The 23,437-nt window shown below is 44.3% G+C and carries 22 protein-coding genes; 13 read left to right on the top strand and 9 right to left on the bottom strand.

The window, feature by feature from the left end; genetic code table 11:
• Positions 1-66 precede the first annotated feature (66 nt).
• Positions 67-948: a LysR substrate-binding domain-containing protein gene (locus tag ACQEXS_RS19765; protein ID WP_427014937.1), complete on the top strand. Its 882-nt coding sequence runs from the start codon at positions 67-69 to the stop codon at positions 946-948.
• Between the two features lie 252 nt (positions 949-1,200).
• Positions 1,201-1,371: a hypothetical protein gene (locus ACQEXS_RS19760; protein WP_427014936.1), complete on the top strand. Its 171-nt coding sequence runs from the start codon at positions 1,201-1,203 to the stop codon at positions 1,369-1,371.
• Between the two features lie 430 nt (positions 1,372-1,801).
• Here the strand turns inward: ACQEXS_RS19760 and ACQEXS_RS19755 are convergent, their stop codons facing one another.
• Genes ACQEXS_RS19755 through ACQEXS_RS19745 form a run of 3 tightly spaced genes read right to left on the bottom strand, consistent with a single transcriptional unit; the run spans position 1,802 to position 5,388 of the window.
• Entirely contained in the window at positions 1,802-2,503 is a 702-nt protein-coding gene (locus tag ACQEXS_RS19755; protein WP_427014935.1) for a hypothetical protein, read from the bottom strand.
• Positions 2,500-4,566, bottom strand: a complete 2,067-nt coding sequence (locus ACQEXS_RS19750; RefSeq protein ID WP_427014934.1) for a lipase family protein — start codon at positions 4,564-4,566, stop codon at positions 2,500-2,502. The genes ACQEXS_RS19755 and ACQEXS_RS19750 overlap by 4 nt, the downstream gene beginning before the upstream one ends.
• Positions 4,567-4,569: 3 nt before the next feature.
• Positions 4,570-5,388, bottom strand: a complete 819-nt coding sequence (locus ACQEXS_RS19745) for a DUF4123 domain-containing protein (RefSeq protein ID WP_427014933.1) — start codon at positions 5,386-5,388, stop codon at positions 4,570-4,572.
• 619 nt (positions 5,389-6,007) lie between these two features.
• On the opposite strand from ACQEXS_RS19745, the gene ACQEXS_RS19740 reads away from it, so the two are divergent.
• Entirely contained in the window at positions 6,008-6,844 is an 837-nt protein-coding gene (locus ACQEXS_RS19740; RefSeq protein ID WP_427014932.1) for a DMT family transporter, read from the top strand.
• A 50-nt stretch (positions 6,845-6,894) separates the two neighbouring features.
• On the opposite strand, the gene ACQEXS_RS19735 is transcribed toward ACQEXS_RS19740, so the two are convergent.
• Complete coding sequence (locus ACQEXS_RS19735) at positions 6,895-8,340, bottom strand: mannitol dehydrogenase family protein (protein ID WP_427014931.1); 1,446 nt, start codon at positions 8,338-8,340, stop codon at positions 6,895-6,897.
• A gap of 187 nt (positions 8,341-8,527) precedes the next feature.
• On the opposite strand from ACQEXS_RS19735, the gene manD reads away from it, so the two are divergent.
• The 10 genes from manD to ACQEXS_RS19685 all read left to right on the top strand — a co-directional run bounded on the left by manD (position 8,528) and on the right by ACQEXS_RS19685 (position 18,286).
• Positions 8,528-9,736 (top strand): D-mannonate dehydratase ManD, encoded by a 1,209-nt coding sequence (manD, locus tag ACQEXS_RS19730; RefSeq protein ID WP_427009380.1) that lies wholly within the window; start codon positions 8,528-8,530, stop codon positions 9,734-9,736.
• Between the two features lie 18 nt (positions 9,737-9,754).
• Entirely contained in the window at positions 9,755-10,441 is a 687-nt protein-coding gene (locus ACQEXS_RS19725) for a FadR/GntR family transcriptional regulator (RefSeq protein WP_427009381.1), read from the top strand.
• Positions 10,442-10,448: 7 nt separating this feature from the next.
• Positions 10,449-11,462 (top strand): Zn-dependent oxidoreductase, encoded by a 1,014-nt coding sequence (locus ACQEXS_RS19720; protein ID WP_427014930.1) that lies wholly within the window; start codon positions 10,449-10,451, stop codon positions 11,460-11,462.
• 38 nt (positions 11,463-11,500) lie between these two features.
• A complete protein-coding gene (locus tag ACQEXS_RS19715) occupies positions 11,501-12,463 on the top strand; it encodes a TRAP transporter substrate-binding protein (RefSeq protein WP_427009383.1) in 963 nt (320 codons plus the stop codon).
• A gap of 125 nt (positions 12,464-12,588) precedes the next feature.
• On the top strand, positions 12,589-13,176 hold the full coding sequence (locus ACQEXS_RS19710; RefSeq protein WP_427014929.1) for a TRAP transporter small permease: 588 nt from the start codon (positions 12,589-12,591) through the stop codon (positions 13,174-13,176).
• Positions 13,176-14,450: a TRAP transporter large permease gene (locus ACQEXS_RS19705; RefSeq protein ID WP_367986633.1), complete on the top strand. Its 1,275-nt coding sequence runs from the start codon at positions 13,176-13,178 to the stop codon at positions 14,448-14,450. The genes ACQEXS_RS19710 and ACQEXS_RS19705 overlap by 1 nt, the downstream gene beginning before the upstream one ends.
• Positions 14,451-14,466: 16 nt before the next feature.
• Positions 14,467-15,402, top strand: coding sequence for a sugar kinase (locus ACQEXS_RS19700; RefSeq protein ID WP_427014928.1), 936 nt, complete (start codon positions 14,467-14,469; stop codon positions 15,400-15,402).
• A 10-nt stretch (positions 15,403-15,412) separates the two neighbouring features.
• Positions 15,413-16,042, top strand: a complete 630-nt coding sequence (locus ACQEXS_RS19695; RefSeq protein ID WP_427014927.1) for a bifunctional 4-hydroxy-2-oxoglutarate aldolase/2-dehydro-3-deoxy-phosphogluconate aldolase — start codon at positions 15,413-15,415, stop codon at positions 16,040-16,042.
• A 169-nt stretch (positions 16,043-16,211) separates the two neighbouring features.
• The gene (locus tag ACQEXS_RS19690; RefSeq protein WP_427014926.1) at positions 16,212-16,943 is read left to right on the top strand and encodes a glycosyltransferase family 2 protein; all 732 of its coding nucleotides are present in this window, start codon (positions 16,212-16,214) and stop codon (positions 16,941-16,943) included.
• Positions 16,944-16,960: 17 nt separating this feature from the next.
• On the top strand, positions 16,961-18,286 hold the full coding sequence (locus ACQEXS_RS19685) for an LssY C-terminal domain-containing protein (protein WP_427014925.1): 1,326 nt from the start codon (positions 16,961-16,963) through the stop codon (positions 18,284-18,286).
• 13 nt (positions 18,287-18,299) lie between these two features.
• Here ACQEXS_RS19685 and ACQEXS_RS19680 read toward each other — a convergent pair whose 3' ends face one another.
• The 5 genes from ACQEXS_RS19680 to ACQEXS_RS19660 all read right to left on the bottom strand — a co-directional run bounded on the left by ACQEXS_RS19680 (position 18,300) and on the right by ACQEXS_RS19660 (position 23,434).
• Positions 18,300-19,655 (bottom strand): ATP-binding protein, encoded by a 1,356-nt coding sequence (locus ACQEXS_RS19680; RefSeq protein WP_427014924.1) that lies wholly within the window; start codon positions 19,653-19,655, stop codon positions 18,300-18,302.
• Positions 19,645-20,304: a response regulator transcription factor gene (locus tag ACQEXS_RS19675; RefSeq protein ID WP_427014923.1), complete on the bottom strand. Its 660-nt coding sequence runs from the start codon at positions 20,302-20,304 to the stop codon at positions 19,645-19,647. Before ACQEXS_RS19675 ends, ACQEXS_RS19680 begins: the two co-directional genes overlap by 11 nt.
• Before the next feature lie 9 nt (positions 20,305-20,313).
• Positions 20,314-20,712 carry a PepSY domain-containing protein gene (locus ACQEXS_RS19670; RefSeq protein ID WP_427014922.1) on the bottom strand — a complete coding sequence of 133 codons (399 nt, stop codon included), beginning with the start codon at positions 20,710-20,712 and terminating at the stop codon, positions 20,314-20,316.
• 107 nt (positions 20,713-20,819) lie between these two features.
• Positions 20,820-22,556, bottom strand: a complete 1,737-nt coding sequence (locus ACQEXS_RS19665; protein ID WP_427014952.1) for a DEAD/DEAH box helicase — start codon at positions 22,554-22,556, stop codon at positions 20,820-20,822.
• Positions 22,557-22,717: 161 nt separating this feature from the next.
• A complete protein-coding gene (locus ACQEXS_RS19660; protein ID WP_427014921.1) occupies positions 22,718-23,434 on the bottom strand; it encodes a glutamine amidotransferase-related protein in 717 nt (238 codons plus the stop codon).
• Between the last annotated feature and the right edge of the window lie 3 nt (positions 23,435-23,437).

The following is a 23,437-nucleotide window of genomic DNA, read 5'->3' as shown; positions in this document are numbered from 1 at the left end:
TGACTATGATAAGTAGCCGTATTAGTGTGATATATACATCCATTACAAAATGACTGTTAACTAAAAATGAACAATATCTCTTGGAGAGGCATTCGCGCATTTATATATGTTGTTGAGCAGGGCAGTTTCACGGCGGCGGCTGATGCTTTAGGAGGGTCAAAAGCCAATATTAGTCAGTTAGTTACCGAATTAGAGAGTGCGTTAGGTGTTCCTTTGTTATATCGCACCACTCGACGATTGCGTATGACGGATATTGGCGAAGGCTACTATCAGCGATGCAAAATTGCGATGTCGCAACTAGATGCCGCATCTGAATGGGCAACAGAATCAAGAGGCGAATTGAAAGGGCGCATTCGTATGAATTCGGTTGGTGGTCCTATTGGTGAAGATTTGATTGCACCTTTGGTCATGAGCTTTCAAAAGCAGTATCCGGATATGGAGGTTGAGCTGGACTTTTCAAATCTGCGTGTTGACTTAATTGAAGAACAATATGATTTGGTATTACGGGTAGGAACAATGCCCGATTCCACTTTAATTGCGCGTCATTTATGTCACCTAACAACGCACTATGTCGCAAGCCCAGGCTTTATCAAGCAATATGGCCCCATAGTGACTCCGGAAGATCTAAGGTCGTGTCCATTGATTCATGGAAGTGTTGAACATTGGATACTAAATAAAGGGGCAGAGCAGCGCATTATTCACACCAATAAAGGGATGAAAACGGCGACTGGAAGGACAATGAGGCAGGCTGCTATTGCTGGCTTAGGTGTGACGCGGCTGACAGATGTTTATTGTCATTCTGATATTGAAAATGGCAGACTCGTAGAAGTATTACCTGAATGGAAAGAACAGACGCCTTTGTCGTTAGTTTGTCCGCCAACAAAATATCAATTGCAACGCATTCGAACATTAATAGATTGGATTATTGAGCGATTTGAGAAGAAGTAAATAAATATAAAGCCTACGCATTATTGTTTGGCGGACTGACTATGCGTCTTCTAGATGGTAAGCAAACTAAAATCAATGACATTGTGAAATGGATTCTTGAACTTACTGATGCTAAGTAAAATTAAGTAGTAAGTTCATAAGCGTTGAATGTGTGCATAACAGATAACCGTTTCGAGCCACCGTCATACCATATAACCCTGAGTATATCTGCAAACTATACTTATTAAGGGTGATTGATCTGAGGGTTTGAAAATGGATTTCACCGAGAAACTCAAGCTACGGGGCAAAGCTGAAGAAGATATTTACTTTGCAAAGCTAGATAGGGAACTGATTGAAGCAATGCACGAAAAACAAAAGCGTGAAGAAGAGTTACAACCAAAAGAGGAAAGTGAGCTTCACGTGCAATCGGGATTAAATAAGTAAATTCTTGTGAAGTGAAAGAAGTAGAGATGGTAGAGCACCGCAGACTGCGTGCGTTATGGAGAATAACCATACTTAGATGTATTGACTCATACACGACTTACAATTTTGATTATATAGTGTTATTTGTCGTACACCTACACGGCTCATTTCTGGACAAAACTGAGTCAGTAATTTTGCTAAATTAGTATATTACGGATTATCTAACGTATTGAAAATACTATAACTTAAACTTAATAATCAAGCTCACTCATCCAATACAGCTTTTAGGAAACCCGAAAGGCTCCATGTTATGTTATCGAGCAGTCTACCCAATCATATGAAGCGCATAGAGCAGTTATCGAAGCTCCAATCCCGTTGTATTGAGATACTCAACTAAAGCACGACAAAGTAACTAATCATGACTGAACCACTGCTGTGCTTCTTTCTTGCTTTACTTCCCAGTTTGCGGATCTAACGAGGTACTACGATATTCCTCACCAGGTAAAATGTCGTAGTGAATCACCGTGTCGCTATTAAATTGAGAGAAATCGAAATAAACACTCTGAGCATTCGTTTGTGACTCCTGTGATAACATTTTGTTGTCAATAACGTAATAGCATCCAGTGATCCCTTTCCATATATCCTTAGACCACTGGTATAGATAGCTATTACAGTCTCTAGCTTCTAACTTAGACGTTAACTCTGTTGGTTTGTTATAGTAATCATTTCCAGCTTGATTTATGCGTAAATTAGCAAACCCTACCGTATCGAACTCATTAGTTAACTTCACTTCCATATTTGATAAATGAGTAATGCAGTTTGTCTCTGGCTGTCTGGGTTGATAAGGGATCCTTAGTTCATAAAAATCTTCATCTTTTGAGAAATTGTGCTCGATAGTAAAATGTTCATTATAATTCCCTGTATTTACCTTCCCACTACCTGCATTCCATGACCATCCAGAACAGCTTTCTCCGCGCCCAAAGTAGTTAACCTGAACACTGATCTTAGCATCTGATGGCTTTTTCCCAGCAATTACCATATATGGCTCTTCACCAGCTCCCCATATCCTCTCCGATGGAGCCAAGAAATAAACCAGTGCCATCGCGGTAATAATGATCAGCGCAATCGATAATGCTCGCTGTTTGATGCTCATTGCAATTGCTCCTTCACCGTTTGTATCTCTATGCTTTGATCGCCAAATAGTAACTCTTTATTAGGCAATAAGTCCGGAGTGGTAACTAAAGCATCAAGTTCTTTTCTTACCCTTTGCACGTTCAGTGTGATTTTTTCCGTCAATTTCAGCTCTTGTCTGATCGCAAATAATGCTTGTGTACGTTCATGCTCTCGCCGTGCATGCGCCGCAGGATCTTTTCTTGATATAGCATGCATGACTAAAGCGTTCATTTCATCCTCTTTGAGTGCACGGTGAGCCTTCAGTAATTTTGATTCTGTCTGGTGGATTATATGCTGAGCTGATTGATAATTCTCCGTCATGGTATTTTCAAGCATCAAAGCGAGTTGCTGTCTCAAGTTTGGAATGTATTCACCTAGCACATGATCCGCTCCCGACTTCGTTATAGTGTCAACGTAACCATTAATATCAATATGATCGTTGTTTAATGTTTTAGCTAAACGATAAGAGTCTTCTGTTTTGTTAGATGCCAGTGTCAAGCTGGTGATGTGCGTCTGTTTTTCCGTTAACATGACTTGCTTTACTTCGTCAGGCCGATGTTTAGTTTGGCTATAGGTTAACAACTGAATAAGGTCGCCATGGTGTTGATAATTATCCTCATCACAATCCATTGTTCTCTCTTTAAGAGAGTCCCAAAGGTATAATACAGGTGACAGATATTTCCATAACGTTGATGAATCGCACTTGTTGTCGAGGTTAGTGTTCATCCAACGCATTGGGAGTTGGGGAACAAGATCGTGATTGTTTACATGTCGATAGTGAACGAGGGAACGGTAACGAAGAACAAAACTATGCGTACCAGTTCGCGGCATGCCGTAGGTATAGAGACGCAATATTGAGGGTGAATAGGTATCCTGAATTAGACCGCTCAGTAGTAAAGCACCAGCACCTCCTAGGCTATGACCACAAATATATATGCGTTTTTGTTTGTGTCGCTCTAATTTATCCCCTATTGCGCTCCGTAAAGCCATAGCATATTGATAAAACCCTTCGTGAACATACGTCCCTTCAAATTCTGGTGGTGCAACTTGAGATGCATTAATGTCAGTAGCCACATCTTGATAACCCGGCGATCCAACTGCCGCAAGTACCCCATCCATGACCTCAGTCACTTTCAATATCGGTAGCTTGGAACTCACCTCAGCCATCAAAGCAGCTTCTTTGTTACTAGAGAACTGAAATGCATCATCATTATAAAAGTACGTTTCTGTCCCTCTGACACCGATAATAGCGATATCATCATTACTGAAGATATAACCTTCAGAGCCAATGGTGTCATCACGGTAAAACTCCCCTTTCAATGCTTGCGAGTAGGGTATTTCGTCCAGCAACCAAGTGACTTCATTATCCGCTGAATACATTGGACGCAACTTCTGTTTGAGTGATTTTAAAACAGCATCATGCCCACCTTGCGGCACCTTTTCGTTTCTTGCATCACCATACTCTTTATTGGCATAAGCTAATTGCGACAATAACGCAAAGGTATAACTGTTAACCAAACTAAATTTGTCCGTATCCACAATCATGGGCATATAGCTGCGCAGGGCTTTGATTTCAAAAACGTAGGTTTGGTTATGACTGAGCCTAAACCCTGCATTTTCCGCAGAGGCATTAATGTCTATCCCTTTGTGATGCTCTTGCAAAAACTCCTCTTGTGGCGCTTCATCCCAGAAATCGCCAATCGTGGTGTAGCGATACTGTTTCACTTTATTATCTTCGGCATCAAGCTCCGTTATAGCTCGTTTTTTTACCGGTGATTCTTGTTCTTCAGCTCGACTCGGATATTTTTCGACTTCAGTTAATAGAGACGCTTGGCTCACCGAGGCTCTCCACTCACCAGCAGCAATGTTCCTAAACAAGACCTTGCCAGAACTTGTGGTTTGCGTGTATGTGCAGGAAGGGGTAATACGGCTCGTGATGGTGACCATTAAGCCATCAATCGGTTCATCCTTCTCACTTCGAAACTCTAGCTCTAACCACTTATCTTCAGGATTGCACTGCACACAGTAATTAAATGAGTCCATAGATTATCCCTTCTGTTCAAATTGATGAGTTAAAGCATGCAGAGCGAATTGAACCTCTTCATTTTCATGCTCTTGGAGAAACTCAAGCATACTGTGTTTAGTGAGTAGTTCTGGTCCAGCGATACCGACGATAGCAGCACTCATCACACGATATGTTAAGGTTTGTTCAGATGCGGTAAGGAACGGAGCCAGTATGGAACTGACGTCACGACCTTGAGCTAAGTGTTCGTTCATCATGTCTGGGTAATGCTGCCACAACCAAGACTCAAGGTTGGTTTGAATAAGAGAAAGGTCAACCGAACTCTCTAAATGATGCGGCTTAACGACCCACCAAGTCGTCTCATGAGCGGAAAACGGAGTGTTCGATTTATTAGTAAAGGTCACAAACTGGGCCTGCTCTTGGTTGTCGAGTGCCGCTAACTGGTTAATATTGCCCAAGAACTGATTCTTCTCGGTTTCGTCCATTCGAGTAAGCATCGGAATGATGACCTGCCTATCATAAAAACGAAACAAGACCTCCTCACCTTCTAAGGCCGCTAGCAATAAGCTGCGTAAATGGTCTAAAACCGATTGGCTGCTTTCGCTACTGGATAAAACCAGCCCTTTTTCTAATAAGGACTCTGGTAGCGATGAGACTGACTTTGAAACGGGAATTAACCATGGAGAAAGCGACATGACCTCAGCAAACATTGCCCCGTCAAATAACGGTATAGAATCTTCAAAGCCAATACTGCCATTTTGCCGTAATGCTTCCTTATGAACCTGATAGTCTACCAACCAATATTGATCCCCGGTTTGTTGTTGGAACCATGATGCAAACATTAATATTCCCCTCTGGATAAGTAGGATTGCAATGCTCGATAACATGAAAAAACAAAATACAAATTAGAAATTGGGAATTGTTGGATTTCACCTTGAAAAGTTGGATATACCACGGTCGACATTACAAATACCTCAATAAAGTCAGTCAAGGCAACTCACATCGTTACCTAGGGGGATCACATACGCAAATATAACACCAATCTTAACCCCTTATATTTCAATAAGTTAAAATGCCACCATCTTCTTTTGAGCAATAACTTGCCCAACGCAAGCAACTTATAGCCCACAATATGCCATGCGACGTCCTGTTCTGCCCAAAACATCGCTTTTTTGAGCGAGCTTTTCGGCTTGGAGCATAGCAAACTTGCAATCTTTCATCTTAGTTTCAGAGATTTATAGGGTCAGGTTTTGACATTTGCCTGCGCACATTAGCTTTCGTTATGCAAACGTTCGTTTAGAGGGAATTTACTTCTATTGAGTTCAGCACGTTTTGGGGCAGAAATTAGTTAGAGCAATCTGTCGGATCTGATTGCATCGTGATTTAATATTGATAGTTTGAATCTAGACTAATCCACATAAGAGTGCAGGGAGGAGCCTTATTATTAAAGCCGTATTCTGGATGCTGGGCACACTCGCGTCATTTTGCCTAATGGCAGTGGGAGCAAGAGAATTAAGTGGAGCGGTTAGTACGTTCCAGGTTCTTTTTTTCCGCAGCGTGATTGGTTTATTCGTCGTTAGTGTGGTGATTCTTAGCCTTGGTAATTTTACGCTGTTTAGTTCCCGACGAATGAAACTTCATAGCACCCGCAACATCTTTCACTTTGCCGGGCAATATGGCTGGTTCGTGGGGATTGGTTTATTGCCGCTTGCGGAAGTGTTTGCGCTTGAGTTTACGGTTCCTTTATGGACACTACTTATTGCCTGCCTGTTTTTGAATGAAGCGTTAACTAAACGAAAACTGTTGTCCATCGTGATGGGCATTTTGGGCGTGATTATCATTGTTCAACCCGGTGTTGAGGTGATGAATATCGCGTCGTTGATTGTGTTAGGGGCAGCGGTAGCCTATGCCGTTTCTCATGCCTCAACCAAATCACTGGCTTCTACCGAACATCCATTAACGATCTTGTTTTACATGTGTGCTATCCAATTACCCATTGGTTTTAGTTTTGCCATTTTTGATTGGCAGTTTCCTAATCAAACGCAATGGTTGTGGATTGTTGTGATCGGTCTCACCGCCATGTCAGCTCACTACTGCATGACCAAAGCGATGCAGTTTGCGGAAGTCAGCACTGTGGTGACGATGGATTTTCTACGCCTACCTTTGATAGCGGTTGTTGGCGTTCTACTTTACTCAGAACCGTTTGAATTGTCGCTGTTGATCGGCGCTGCTTTGATGTTGGCAGGGAATCTGATTGGTTTATACAAGGGGCGGGCGGTAAAAGTGACTCAATCCTGACTGAACCAGAAATAAGGCCGCTAGATGATGCGGCCTTATTATGTTGTAGCTTATTGCTGCACCAAAAAAGCCACCGCTTTTTTAGCGCCAACACGGTCCAATAATAAAGAGCTTTCAGTAATGGCCTTGATGAAAGAAACATTGGTGCCAATTTCACAAGGAAAGATACTTTGATTGCTTAGCATATGAGTAACACGTGCGTCGACATAAGTGTGTCGATCAAAATCCGCTTTTAACTGTGTGGCCTGAGGATCTCGTACATCAATCACATTACCTTGTTCATCAACGCCACCCACGTATTTTATCCAAGCTGCGATGGCGAGAGCGGTAAAAGGATAAGCTCTATCTGCCTTTAGGTGTTGTTGGACTGATTCCAACAAACGTTGAGGAAGTTTCTGACTGCCATCCATGGCAATCTGCCAAGTTCGATGCTTGATATTTGGGTTGCAATAGCGCTCTATTAAAGAGTGGGCATACGCGCTCAAGTTAACGTTATCAGGCATGTTGAGTGTGACAGCCTGTTCGCTCATCATGAGTCGATAGGCGGCTTGTTTAAATTGTTCGTCTTCCATGCAATCAGCAATGTGCTCGTAACCAGCTAAATACCCCAAATATGCTAGGAACGAATGTGACCCGTTGAGCATGCGCAACTTCATCTCTTCATAAGGAAGCACGTTTTCTACCAATTCTGCGCCGACCAATTCCCATTCTGGTCTACCTGCGGCGAAGTTGTCTTCAATGACCCATTGTCTGAACGGCTCACAGATGATCCCGCAAGGTTCGTGAAAGGCAAGTAAAGTATCAATTTCCTGTTGTGATTCAGGAGTTAGCGCGGGCACAATTCGGTCAACCATGGTTGATGGAAAAGTAACATATTGCTCAATCCATATCGCAAGCTCGGGGTCAACGGTTTGGGCAAAATCGACCACTGCATTACGTGTAATTACCCCATTTTCTGGCATATTGTCGCAAGACAAGACGCTAATAGGAGACAAGTTTCTCTGTTTTCTAAGTTGTAACCCTTTCACAATACAGCCAATTGCTGACTTAGGAGAATTGAAATTGTCTAGGTCAATTCTGATGAAGTCACAAGTGGGATCTAACCGCTTTGTTTGTAGGCTAATCCCATACCCTTTTTCAGTAATGGTAATAGAGACAATACGGGTTGTTGGTGCCGCAATTTGCTCAACGACCGCCTCGCTGCCGTCGAGGGCAATATGCAATGAACCACAAACACTATTCACCGTTTTGATCACTGGAACATTGCTGCCTTTTTCTATTACATGAAACTGATGTTCCTGAGCTCTCAGGTTCTTGATAAGCTCTTGGCCTCCAAGCAAATTGATTTCGCATATTCCCCAATTAGAGTTACCAAGTCGCGCCAGTTCGTCGGTATATAAGGCTTGATGGGCGCGGTGAAATGCGCCAAATCCAATATGGACGATCTGTGGGGTGAGTTTTTCCTTTCTATAAGTTTCTGATTCTGTCGGCTGCATGTTGTGGTCTCTTTACCTGTTAGATTGATGACCATTTTGATTTCAAATTTATAAAAATTAGTGATCAAGATCGTTAAAATTGTACAGACCAATTTTTGATTGTTGGTTTTACAATATTGATCACAAAATAAACCACAAGATCGGTATTTAATAGTTTCATCAATTAAATGCTTGGAAACGCCACTCAATGAAAATTACAAATGCGAAGGTCATCGTCTGTTCACCTGGTAGAAACTTTGTCACCTTGAAAATAGAAACAGAATCTGGAATTTATGGCATTGGTGATGCGACAGTTAATGGGCGTGAGTTGGTGGTGGCCAAGTATTTGGAAGAGTATGTGATTCCATCACTTATTGGCCGAGATGCTGGACGAATTGAAGATATCTGGCAGTTTTTCTTCAGAGGGTATTACTGGAGAAAGGGCGTTATCGATATGAGCGCCATTGCGGCGGTGGATATGGCACTTTGGGACATTAAAGCCAAAGCTGCTGGCATGCCGTTGTACCAATTACTCGGTGGTAAGAGTCGTGAATATGTGAATGCCTATACTCACGTAAATGGTGAAACGGTAGAAGACGTTTTAAATGGCGTAGAAAAAGCGATAGCGCAAGGTTATCGATACATTCGTATCCAATGTGGTGTGCGTGGGCTGGCTAAAACTTACGGTGTGGCGAAGAAGGGTGAAGCGTATGAACCCGCCAGTGCCAGCTTGCCAGAAGAACATGTCTGGAATACCACAAAATACTTCAATTGCGTTGAAGAGGCTTTTAAAGCCGTACGAGAAAAATTTGGCTGGGAGATTGAGTTACTAACGGATGTTCATCACCGCTTAACGCCAATCGAAGCCGCGCGTTTAGGTAAGTTACTTGAACCTTACCAGCTCTTCTGGATGGAAGATGCAACGCCAATTGATAACCAAGAGAGCTTCCGCTTAATACGCGAACACACCACGACTAAATTGGCAGTCGGTGAGGTAACTAGCTCTATTTATGATGTCAAAGATCTCATTACTAACCAATTAATCGACTATATCCGAACCACTATTGTTCATGGTGGCGGCATTACCCATGTTCGTCAGATCGCCCATTTGGCAGCCTTGTACCAGATCAAAACCGGTTTCCACGGTGCGACCGACCTTTCTCCTGTCACGATGGGATGTGCACTTCATTTAGGTACGGCGATCAATAACTTCGGCATTCAAGAACACATGGCGCATTGTGAATTGACCGAATCGGTGTTCTCTCATGCGTATCGTTTTGAAAATGGTGCGTTTGAACCGGGAGAAATAGCGGGACATGGAGTAGACATTAACGAGGAGCTTGCCGCACAATATCCATACAAACGAGCGGCTTTACCAGTCAACCGCTTAGAAGATGGAACGCTCTACCCTTGGTAATGAAGAAAGAGGTTAATTGTGTCGGTTAATGAACGCCTGTACATCAAAGTTGCGTCAGATATTTTGGCGAAAATTCAACAAAAAGAAATAGAAGTGGGTACACGAATTCCCCCAGAAAGAAAGCTCTCTGATGAGCTGGGGGTGAGTCGGACGGTCATTCGCGAGGCGATGGTGTATTTAGAGCTTATCGGCGTTGCGGAGATCAAAAAAGGATCGGGCGTTTACGTGGTCAATGATAAGCCGATTCAACTGCCAAGTGATTTGCCAGAAGTAACGCCGTATGAAGTGACGTTTGCACGTCGCAGTTTGGAATCTCAACTAGCAGCTTTAGCGGCTGAGCACGCAACAGACAAATTGATCGGCGAGTTAGAAAATTGCTTAGTTTTAATGGAATCCGCGAAATGTTTTTCCACCGCTGAGCTTAGGAAAAGTGCTTCTGTGGATGCGGATATGCAATTTCATAAGTTGATCGCACAGGCAAGTAACAACCCATTTTTAATTAAGTTTCATGAAGAACTGATGAAGCATCACATGGGTGGAACCATGTGGAACCGACTCAACATCATGGCAGATGAACCCGCAGAGCGAGGTATCTGGACAACTGATCATCGCGTCATATTCGAGGCGATTAAGGCCAGAGACCCGAAAGCGGCGTTTGAGGCGATGGAAAACCATCTAAATAATGTAATCACTGAAATTACATAGGAAAATTATGAAAGCGCTTGTTATCGAGAAACCAAACCAGAGCAACTTCCATCAAAGAGAGCTTCCTCATTGTGGGGCAGACGAAGTTGTCATCAAAGTGGCTTATGCCGGGATATGTGGCTCTGATATGCATATCCTTCACGGAGACAATCCGTTTGTGGTGTATCCGCGTGTCAGTGGACACGAATTTGCTGGTGAGGTAGTAGAAACAGGCGAACAAGTGACCCACTTAGCGAAAGGTGATCAAGTTGCGATTGATCCGGTGATCAACTGCAACGAGTGCCCTCAATGTCGTCGCGGTCGCGCAAACTGTTGTATCAATCTTCAAGTAATAGGTGTGCATCGAGATGGTGGTTTTTGCCACTATCAGGTTGTTCCGGCCAGTAATGCTTATAAAGTTGCTAGCCACATACCGCTGCGCAAAGCCGCCCTTATTGAACCATACACCATTGCCGCAAATGTATTTGAAAGGCTCAATCCCAGCTCAGGTGACTCCATTCTTATTTACGGTTCAGGCGTAATCGGCCTGACCTTAGTTCAGGTTGCGAAAGTCCTTAATATTCCTTCAATTGTGGTGGATTTGGTCGATGAGAAACTCGCTAAAGCCACCCAGTTAGGTGCATCTCATGTGATTAATGCGAGTCGCCAAGATGTCGAACAGGAAGTGTTGAAACTGACCGACGGGCAAGGTGTTCCATTGATTGCTGATGCTGCGTGTATTCCATCTTTGTTGCCCCAAATTCTCAAGCTCGCTGCGCCTGCTGGCAGTGTCTGCTTACTGGGCTTTTCGAGTGAACCAAGTGCACTAACACAAATTGAAGTGATCAAGAAAGAGCTCACCATTGTTGGCTCACGGCTGAATAACAAGATGTTTCCCCGAGTGATATCGTGGTTAGAAGAAGGGAAGCTCAATACAGAAGAAATCATTAGTCATGAGTTTGAATTTGAAAACTTTTCCGAGGCGTTTGCTCAAATAGAACAACGCCCGGAGAGCACGATGAAGGCATTAATTTGCTTCTGAAGAACCTCTTACCCTCTATAACTTAAGAGATTATAACTATGAAATTGATTTCGACTATATCGCTTGTTGCTGCGTCAATACTTTCGGTTTCCACTTTTGCAGCGGATTACACCTTAAAGCTTGGTCATGTAGCAAATGAAGAGCATGTATGGCACAAGGCATTTGAGCAATTTGCTCAAAACGTGGATGAAAAATCGAAAGGTCGTTTGAACATCGAGATTTACCCGAACTCTCAGCTTGGCGCTGAGCGTGATGTGATCAGTGGTATTCAGTTAGGTACCGTTGATATGACCATGAGTGGCGAGACTCTGCAAAACTGGGCGCCTAAGGCGGCATTACTTGCAGTGCCATACGCACTACGAGACAGCGAGCATCTGGCTAAAGTGGCAAATGGTGAAATTGGCCAAAGTATTGAGAAAGAAATCACTGCTCGAACAGGGTTAGTGCCAATTGCTTGGTTTGAGCGTGGCGCGCGTAATTTAACCAGTAACAAACCGGTGAAAACGCCAGAAGATCTTAAAGGGATGACGGTACGTGTGCCGAATGTGCCAATCTTTGTGTCAGTATGGAGCAAACTTGGTGCGAAACCGACACCAATGGCGTTCAGCGAGGTGTTTACTGCGCTGCAACAGGGCACAGTTGATGCACAAGAGAACCCACTTTCATTGATCAAAAGTGCATCGTTTTTTGAAGTACAGAAATACGTCAATAAAACAGAGCATGTCAGAAGTTGGATTTACGTGTTAATCGGTCAGCAGCAACTCAACAAACTCCCTAAAGATCTGCAAGAGATTTTGTTGCAGAGCGCTAAAGACATGCAGAGCTACGAGCAGAAGCTGGCGACAGAAGCGGAAACAAAATTGGTTGGAGAACTGCAAGCTAGCGGCATGACATTTGTCGATGTGGATCAAGACAAGTTCCGTGAAAAAGCCCTACCGGCGGTCAAAGCGAGCCTAAAAGGCGAAGTTTTAGACCTATTTGAGAAAATTCAGAAACTATAATCAATAAAATAAGGGGAGTATTTGCTCCCCTTGTTATTCGTAATAATAAAAACTCTATCTAATTAAATATAAATAATTGTTTGATTTTTAATGGGAAATAGCTAAGCCCTAGCGTAGGGCTATATATGCTAAATTTTGTTTGCTTGTTATTTTATAGGCAGCAATGGAATGGAACAATGAATATAACTGAGCCCGAAAAATTGCCAAATCAATCTCGAGGAATGGGCATTATTGCTTCTCTGAGTATTGGCATTGAAAAGTTTCTGAGTGTCATTTCAGTGACCACGCTGGTTTTATTATGTGGCGTGGTACTGCTACAAATCTTTGCGCGGCTATTTCTGGAAACGCCCCCAGTATGGACGGAAGAGCTTTCGCGCTACTTATTTATTTTTCTGGTTGCCTCTTCGGTTGGTATTGCTTATCGAAGAGGGGAACTTGTCTCTGTCGATCTTTTTTACAATGCGCTTTCTGACAGAGGTGCATTGATATATCGATTTACCTCTGCACTCTTTATTGCCTCCTTTTGTATTATTTTAATTCCTTATGCAATTCAGTTTGCCATGATCGGTAAATTTCAGTCATCGCCAACCATGTATTTTCCAATGAGTTACGTGTTTTATTGCACGGTCATTATCTTGGGGAATATTGCTTTGTTTGCAACGCTTTCATTTATTAAAGCTTGCCTTGAATTATTGGATAAGAGGGTCAGCTAATGGAAGTATGGATCTTATTTCTCGTCTTTTTTGCCTTACTCGCTTTAGGCGTGCCAATCGCGATTACATTAGGGGCAGCGTCATTAACCTATTTGTTTTTGATGGAGATCCCCTTCACCGTGGTGCCTCAAAAAATGTATGCCGGAATGGATAGTTTTGTTTTGCTGTGTGTGCCGGGATTTATCCTTGCGGGTAACTTGATGAATCGTGGCAACATTACCGAACAAATCATTAATTTAAGCAACGCAATGGTTGGCCATATCCGTGGTGGTTTGGGGCTGGCTAACGTTGCCGGATCAATGCTGTTTGGTGGTGTTTCCGGAACCGCTGTTGCGGATACCGCAAGCATTGGTGGGGTGATGATCCCGGGAATGTCGAAAGCAGGCTATGACACACCGTTTTCAGCGGCGGTGACTGCCGCGTCTTCGACCATCGGGCCGATTATCCCTCCAAGTGTGCCGATGATCATTGTAGGAACGCTAACGGGTATCTCTGTCGGACAAATGTTTTTAGCTGGCGCTATCCCCGGTGTGTTACTTGGGGTAGGTATGATGATCACGGTTTATATCTTGGCCATCAAACGAAATTATCCTAAAGAACAAAAGGTTGGCTTTAAGCAACTCTTGGTAGAGATGCGTAAAAGCAGTTGGGCAGTATCACTTACCTTATTGATTCTGGTTGGCATCATCGGTGGTTTCTTTACCCCAACGGAAGCATCAGTGGTTGCAGCTTTCTATGCCTTAATCATTGGCTTATATGTTTACCGTGGTTTGAAATGGCGTGACGTACCGCAAGTATTAGTCGCGACAGCCGTCACCAGCTCGTCTTTGTTGATTTTAGTTGGGTTAGCCAATGTGTTTGGCTGGATTTTAACCTCAGAACGCATTCCACAGATGATTGCTGATGCCATTTTAAGCCTCAGTGAAAACAAAATTGTAGTGTTGCTCATCATCAACTTGGTGCTGCTGTTAGTGGGTTCATTTATGGAGACCATCGCGGCGCTAATCATTTTGTTCCCAACCCTACTTGGGGTCGCGACATCAGTTGGTGTGAATCCGGTGCATTTCGGCATTATTGCTGTATTGAATTTGATGATTGGTTTATCAACACCTCCGGTGGGAGTCTGCCTCTTTGTTGCCTCATCCATCGGTAATATTTCGATGGAGAAAGTCGCCAAAGCCATCATTCCTTTCCTCGTATGTAACATCATTGTGTTGTTGCTTGTCACGTATATTCCGGCATTGTCACTCTGGCTGCCTGGACTATTTTATTGAGCATAGGAGAGCAGCAATGGAGCCGTTTAAAATCGCAATCATTGGTGAGTGTATGGTTGAGCTACAGCGTCGAGGCGTCAGCCTTAAGCAGAGTTTTGGCGGTGATACGCTAAATACTGCGTTGTACCTTGCAAGGCTTGCTGATACGAAAAAACTTGGTGTGAGTTATGTGACCGCACTGGGTGAAGATCCATTTTCACAGCAAATGCTGCAAGCGTGGCAAGCGGAGGGCGTTGACACACATTTAGTGCTGCGTTTGAAAGATAAAATGCCCGGGCTTTACCACATTGAAACAGATGATAACGGCGAGCGTCGTTTTTTCTATTGGCGGAGCGATTCGGCCGCCAAATATATGTTTGAGCAACCTGAGTCGACATATCTGATCGAAGCACTTATGACTTACCATGCCGTTTATTTAAGTGGTATTACACTTGCCATATTGACAAAACAAGGGCGTGATACGCTTTTTGAAGTGCTACAAACCTTTAAGCAGCGTGGCGGTAAGGTATTTTTTGATAACAATTATCGGCCGTTATTATGGGCGTCAAAAGATGAAGCAGAAAAATACCATCGTGAGATACTGAAGCTGACGGATATCGCTTTACTGACTTTTGATGATGAGCAAGCGCTATTTGGTGATGAGAAAGTCGAGCAATGCATCACCAGAGCGAAGCAGCTAGGCGTCGCAGAAGTGGTGGTTAAGCAAGGAGACAAAGCTTGTATCGTGGTGAGTGAAAACGGAATGGATCATATCTCGCCAAACAAAGTGGAGAGTGTCATCGATACGACCGCTGCGGGAGATTCGTTTAGCGCTGGGTATCTTGCTCGGCGGCTTACCGGTGGCAATCCTGCTCAGTCAGCGATAATGGGCCATAAATTAGCGGGTGAAGTAATTCAGCATCGTGGGGCGATTATTCCCAAGTTTGCTACCCCAACTATTGATGAAGTGTAGGGAGATTGTAATGAGTACTTTAGATGAACAACTTGCCCGATTTAAGGTAATCCCAGTAATTGCGATTAATCATATCGAGCATGCCATCCCATTGGGGAAGGCATTGATGGATAACGGCCTTCCTTGCGCTGAAATTACGTTTCGTACGGAATGTGCTGCCGAAGCCATTGCCATCATGCGCCGTGAGTTTCCTGATATGGTTATCGGGGCGGGGACAGTGTTGACGAATGAACAAGTCGATCAAGCCGTGGAAGCCGGAGTGGATTTTATTGTCAGCCCTGGTTTTAACCCGAGAACAGTGCGCTACTGCCTAGAAAAGGGTGTGCCGATCGTTCCTGGGGTAAATAACCCAAGCCTCGTTGAGCAGGCAATGGAGATGGGGCTGCGTACCCTCAAATTTTTCCCGGCCGAGCCTTCAGGCGGTGTTGCTATGCTAAAAGCACTAAGTGCCGTTTATCCGGTCAACTTCATGCCAACAGGTGGTGTGAGTATCAATAATGTGGCGGATTATTTGTCAATCTCTTCAGTGTTGGCCTGTGGTGGGACTTGGATGGTACCAAGCCAGTTAATGGAAGAGGGTAATTGGCAAGAGCTCGGACAATTGGTGAGTGATGCCGTACATTTGGCAGAACAACTTTAATTTTCTATGACAGCGCTCCCACTCACCTGAGTGGGAGCATCTTATATTTTCCCTTCTGCGTTGCCGTTTTTCACGGCTGAACTGAATCTGAACAGATAACTCAGTCTTAATTAAGCCACACCATTTTATTCTTGTGTTGAATATTAAACATGAGCACAAGGAGTCTATTATGGGACCGTTAAGTATTGTTGTTATTACACTAAATGAAGAAAAACGAATTGGACGATTGCTGGACGATCTAAGCAAGCAAATGTATCGAGATTTTGAGGTTATCTTAGTTGACTCAAATAGTGACGATGCAACCTGCGATATTGCTAAAGCGTATGCTGCGTCACTACCGAAGTTAGTGATCCATAAAATGGAAAAGCGTGGTGTAAGTCTCGGGCGTAATACTGGTGCGACGCTGGCAGAGCATCAGAGATTATTGTTTCTAGATGCGGATGTGCGATTGGCACCTGACTTTCTTTCTCGTTCAATTACTTTGTTGGAAGAGAAGAAGCTGGAAGTTGCTGGTGTTTACATGAGTGCAAAATCACTCCCGTTAAATCACAAGCTGGGTTATGGACTGTTTAATCTCGGCTTCTTCGCCACACAATTTGTTTTCCCTACCGCGGTGGGTGCGTGTTTATTCTCGACACGTCGAGTTCATGATGAAATTGGCGGTTTTGATGAGCAAATCGTGCTGTGTGAAGATTGTAATTACGTTAAACGCGCTTCGAAGACATGGCGTTTTCGTTTTCTGCCCGTCAGCTTTGAATTTGACCCTCGCCGATTAGAGCAAGAAGGCTCACTAAAAATGGGGGCGACCTACCTTAAAGCGAATCTACGTCGAATGTTCTTTGGTGAAATGCGTAATTGCGAAATGGAATATCAGTTCGGCCATTACAAAGAACAGAAATAAGGTAGAAGGGCAATAAGATGGTAGAAGGATTCGGCCTATTTTTCGGCGCATTGTTTGATGCGCTGATTGGCCCCAATTTATTTGTTCCCGGCGAGCCATTCTTCCTTGCGGCGGGCTACCAGCTCTTTCAGGGAATCTGGACAGGTGTCATCGCAGTTGTGCTTGGTGCATGGCTGGGTGATCAACTCAGTTATTTAGCGGGTCGACGATTTGGCTTGAGTGGTCAAAAACGTTTAGTGCGTTGGCAACCTAAATTGCGTCGTGTGTTTGCGCGTTGTCGCCTGCTGTTGCACAAGAGAGCGAATTATATTTTGGTCTTTTCTCGTTTATTAGGGCCATTAGCTTGGGTCGTTCCATTTATTGCAGGAAGTTATAAAGTGACATGGTCACGTTTTTCGCTATTCTCCATGATTGGTCTGATACTTGGTGTGGGGCAGTTTGTGTTGTGGGGTTACCTGCTTGCACTTGGTGTGGGCTCGTTCACATGGTGGGATACTGTATGGGCATTTGCGCAGGAGCATTGGTTATTGCTCGTGAGTGCTGGTGCTTCTCTTCTGTGTTATTGGTATGGCCGACGTAAGCAATGGCGATTCACTTTGCTAAAAAGTAGTGCTGTATTTGTACTCGGTGTGGCGTTTGCTAATTACAGTTACTTTTTCTGGTATGCCGATGACAATATTGCGCCGCAGAGCGCGGCTGTGGATGTTTTTAATCGTGATTTAAGCTCAGACCCGAGTCATTTCAAAGTGTATGCCGGGCAAGCGTCATACTTCAATGCACAGCCTATCAATGTCGCGTATGTTGGTGACAATCCTGCTGATTTAATGCGGAGCTTAGGTTGGATTGAAAACAAAACGTTTTCACGAAACGAAATCGAATGGAAAGATTACCTTGCTTTGTTGAAAGCCAGTACGCCACCTGTATCTGACCTATTTTGGCGTGGTGTACCTCAAGAGTCTGCTTACCAGAGGCCGGGAGATTTGTTGACGAGAAGCCACATTCGCTGGTGGCAAAGTGGTTTGGATTCAGCAACAGGCGAACGCATTTGGCTCGGTGCGGTTAGTTATGATGATGGCTTAAAGATCACGCCGTACTCTGGCATCGTGACGATTCTGCATAGCATCGATCCGAATGTTGATAAGGAGCGTGACTTGCTTGCTCAGAGCATAACTGGTGACTTGAAAAATGGCTGGGAGATGGGGTATTACAGTGCCAACTCAGTGGCTGTATTAGATAAAGATCACGACTATTTTTCAGATGGGAGAGTACTCGTGGTAGGGAAATCACTGACCCAAACACAATTAGCTGCAAATGTTGAGATTGCAGGAATTGAGAGTTATTAGCCAAGCCCAGCACTTAACGCTGGGCTTTGGTGACCTTCTTAAGTTTTAAAGTTGCTTGTAAGCCCCCCATGCTACTGTCACTGAGTGACAGATCACCTCGGTAACTGTGGGCCATTTCACACACAATGTTTAAGCCAAGGCCAGTTCCTGGTGTGGTTTCATCAAGGCGAACCCCACGTTGAATGGCATGCTTTCTTTGCTGTTGCGGAATGCCCGGGCCATCGTCACACACATGGATGTTGATAAAGTCATTACCCAATTCTTCGCTGTACACACGAATAACTGAACTCGCCCATTTATAGCCGTTTTCCAGTAAGTTCCCGATCATTTCATCAAAATCGGTTGGATCGACAGCGACTTCAAGGTCAGTATCCAGCTCATTAATTAACACCACTTCACGCTGGGCATACACTTTATCAAAGGCCATAGAGATGGTATCGACGCGATCGGATGGGTTTACTTTCACTGAGAGAATATTGGCCGATCCTGCCATACGAGCTCGCCCTAAGTGGTAATCAATTTGGCTCTGGATTTGCTCGACAGGAACAGACAGACGCTGTTTCTCTTCATCACTAAGTGCGGTGATGTCATTTTTCAATACCGATAGCGGCGTTTTCAGCGCATGAGATAAGTTTCCTGCGTGCTGGCGAGCCCGTTCCAATAACTCTTGATAGTGGAAGAGTAACGCGTTGAGATCTGACACCAATGGCGAAACTTCGCTTGGGTAATCTTCCTCTAAGCTATCTCGCTTACCTAACCGAAGTTGGGACAGTTCATTGTGCATTTTGTTGAGCGGTCTTAGAGACCAACGCACCTGCAATTCAACAAAGATAAGCACCCCAGCAAACAGCAAACCGAGAATGATCCAAAGTTGGCTCACCAAACTGGTTAACGTGTGTTCGAGCGGGTCTTCATCTAAACCAATAATGATTTCAACGGGGTGAGTGAAATCGGGTAGGTAAATGGCTTGGCTAATATAGATCAGCTTTTCATTCTTTGCGCCACGGACAATTTCCTTCAATCCTTTTTGTTCCACTTGGATATCACGGTCCCAAAGTGAACGTGATCGTAGAACCTGATTATCTGTTGAGGCGGACCAATAAAGGCCACTGTATGGTCGGTTAAATCGTGGGTCTGAGAGTCGACTGTCTAGCGTGAGGCGTCCATTTTTATCCACTTCAATGTTCGCAGTAATCTCATCCATGGATAAGTTCAACTGGCTTTTGACATCATTGATCAGGTAGTCGTTAACTAATCGTGGAATACCGATACCAGCGGCGAGGATCATGGCGCTTAACCATAGAACAGCCGCCAAGAAAAGGCGGCCTTTTAAACTGAGTCGTTTGAATCGAGAGCGGTTAATTTGCATTGAGTTGGTACCCTAAACCACGCACTGTCTTAATGATTTTCGGGGCGATTTTTTTACGAATGCGGCCAATAAATACTTCGATAGTATTGGAATCGCGGTCGAAATCCTGTTTATAGATGTGTTCTACCAGTTCGGTTCGGGAAATGACCTTTTCAGGGTTATGCATAAAGTAGGCAACGACCTTATATTCCAGAGCCGTTAGGCTAATGGCTTGTCCTTGCCACATCACTTTCGAGCTGCGAGTATCAAGGCTTAAATCGCCAATTTGCATGATAGGGGATGCATTGCCTGATGCTCGGCGCAGTTGGGCGCGAATGCGGGCAATAAGTTCAACCACTTCAAAGGGCTTAGTTAGATAATCATCGGCACCAGCATTTAAGCCTTCAACGCGTTGAGTTAAGGTCTCGCGAGCGCTGAGTATGATGACCGGAGTATTGATGTTTTCGTCTCGGATACTTTTTAGTACAGTAAGGCCATCGAGTTTTGGTAGACCTAAATCAAGCACAATGACGTCCCACTCTTCAGAGGTAGCGCGATAGAGTGCGTCGATACCATCCTGCGACAACTCTGGAACCCAGCCCGCTTGCTCTAATGTCTCACAAACTTGTTCCCCTAGGCGAGGGTCATCTTCTACTACGAGTATTTTCATTATTATTCTCTATTTTTTGATTACGTTGCGAAGGTTACGGCCTTTAATTTCGATCATTTCTAACGTGGCAGCATTGTATTCCACTTTAATGACGTTGTTGTCATGCACTAGTTTAAGTTCATAGATCCATTCATCATCGTCTTCATCCAACTCGACCTTAATAAGGCGGCCATTAAGCTCTTGGTCGATGGTGGCGTAGAGTTCAGAAAACGGTTTAATCAAGCCACTTTGCACGGCTTGATACACTTCGTCTTGATCTTCATCGATCTCCACGCGAGTTCCTGATTTATAGGCATCTTGCACCAGCTCGTGACCGTCTGGCTGATGCTGTGGCTCGGCAAACACTGGTGAAGCGATAAGCCCAATGAGTAGCAGAGACACGATACTTTTTACCTTGTTAATCAGCATATTGATACCTTCAGGGGAAAGACACTCTGAGTATAAATGAACGAGAATGAATAGAAAGTGAACGGTGCCTATTAATTGCTAGGGTCCCTTCACTTTGGCCTCAAAAATTAACGTAGCTCGTCTTCAAAGATTTTATCGCGCATTTTCCAAAATCGTCCGACCTTTCTGGCAATGACAAATTGAGGTGGACGAAAGCGATGCTGGTGGGAGACCACCTTGGTTGGGGAGGCTTCTTCGAAAGGACGATGTTTATCAGCAAGGTGAGGGCGGACAAACTGATCTTTGAAGGTCTGTTTCTGTTTTTTTGTGGTCAGAGGCCAGAACTCATGGACTTGGGCTTGATTATCGCCGATGTAAGTCACTTTGAGCTGTGACTTGCCATTTTGGTCTTTATGCACGTTTAAATCCATTTCAAGGCACTCAAATACCAGTGCGTCTTTAAGGTTTAACGCTTCCTTAAGCTTTTTGTCTGGGTCAACAAGTGTGGCGTCACATTCATGACATATACGAGCGGCAATGTCATTGTCAGCACCACATTCGCCGCAATATTTCGCTCTGAAGCGGTAGCCACAGTGTTCTCGCTCGCCGGTTTCTTCATCGGTAAAAAAACCTTGGCAACGGCGGCCAAAATGTTCCAGTAAGAAACCGTTCGAATCTAATTTTCCCCAGAAGTTATTATTAAACCCGCAAGCAGGGCAGGGAATAGTAATGATTTCACTGTCTGAGTCAGGTTTTGGGTCGCCCACTTCAGGTTGGTATAAATCATAGCTGTTGCCTGCGTAATCAAGCACCAAGCATTCCGTTTTCCCGGGAGAAAGTCGTAAACCGCGTCCGACAATTTGTTGATACAAACTGATCGACTCCGTCGGACGGAGTATTGCGATCAAATCTACGTGTGGCGCATCGAACCCCGTCGTTAAAACCGAGACGTTGACAAGGAATTTGATCTCGCGGTTTTTAAAGCGAGAGATGATGTCATCACGTTCTAGGGTCGGCGTATCGCCAATAACTAAGGCAGTTTCTCCCACAGGCAACAGGCCAAATATCTCTTGAGCATGGCGTACGGTTGCGGCGAATACCATAATGCCTTGTTTGTCTTTCGCAAGGTGGATGATCTGCTCAACAATTTGAGGGGTGGCACGCTTGGCTTGGTCGATCACCATATCCAGTTCCGCTTCTTTATAGCGTCCTGTACTTGCTGGCTTGAGTTGTGAGAAGTCATAACTCAGCACTGGAGCATCCATCATTTTTGCTGGGGTAAGGAAGCCTTCATCAAGTAAGTAGCGAATCGGCAGTTCAAAAATACAGTCTCGGAAAAATCGAGTGTCTTCAGAGCGAACTAACCCACGTGTGTGGTATTGGTAAATCCAGCCCATGCCAAGACGATAGGGCGTTGCAGTCAGGCCCAAAACCTTCATTCCGGGGTTGAGCTCGCTTAAATGGCTGATGACTTTTTGGTAGCTGCTGTTTTTTTCGTCCGGGACACGGTGACATTCGTCAATAACCAATAAGGAAAACTGGTTTTTGAAAGCATCTAGGTTACGAACGACCGATTGTACAGAGGCAAACACCACTTGTTGATCGGTCTCTTTTCGGCCAAGTCCGGCGGAAAAAATCGCGCCTGTTAATCCATAGCCTTCATACTTTGCATGGTTTTGTTCTACAAGCTCTTTTACATGAGCCAGCACCAACACGCGTCCTTTAGCAAGCCTTGCTAACTCGGCGATAACCAGACTTTTTCCCGCACCCGTTGGCAGAACAATCACCGCTGGCGTAGTGTGTTTACGAAAGTAATGGATAACCGCTTTGACTGAGTCGGCTTGATAGGGGCGTAAGGTGTACATTGGGAGTGTGGGTTCATTCAACAACAGGGACATCGGCATTCATCATACCTGACCAAAGCGTGATGAGGTATCCACATTGCTGACAAATCTATCTCAAAGCCCCATTTTTGTATCGGCTGTTTTTGTGATTCTTTCTGTGATTAAGCTTTGTGAGGGTATTATCATGGCGTTTTCTTGGCCTCATTGATAAAGTTCAACATCCACTGGGTGACCAATAACCCGTCGGTGGGCAGTTTCAACGAGGTTACGCCTTTGGCTTGAACAGCTAATGGAATGGCGTCTTTCCTTACCTCAATCAATGCTTTGGAGTAGGGGGCGCAAAATTCAGGATGGGCTTGAATACCCAACGCCTTTGAACCGACTTGCATCATTGATATAGGACAAAAGTCATTCCCTGCTAATACCACTCCGTCTTTTGGCAATGAGAGCACTTGATCTTGGTGGCTAACCAGTAAGTTGACCTGTTTTTGAAAGGGCACCATCCATGTTTTCGGAGTGAGGATTGGGGTGGTAGCAGCGCCAACACCCCAACCAACATGCGCTTTTGCAACCGTTCCTCCGAGGGCTTTTGCTAACATTTGATGGCCAAAGCAGATCCCGATAAAGGGAATATGCGCATGATAAATCTGGCAAATTAACTGCTCCAGTTCATTTATCCATTGTTCGCTATCCAGTACGCTGGACTTACTGCCAGACGTGATATAAGCATCACATTCATGAATATCAGTTGGAAACTCTCGCTTATTGACCCAATAAAACCGTAAATTGAGCTGGTTATCTACAGCGTGCAATAGTTTCTGGAACATGTCTTTATAGCTACCATATTCGCCTTCTAATGCTGGATTTACGTTGTCGCAGATTAATACGCCAATTTTCATTGC

It is taken from the genome of Vibrio sp. TRT 17S01 (assembly GCF_050113695.1).
Lineage (GTDB): Bacteria > Pseudomonadota > Gammaproteobacteria > Enterobacterales > Vibrionaceae > Vibrio.
Note: the sequence above shows the minus strand (reverse complement) of the source record. Positions and strands in the feature narration are given on the sequence as shown.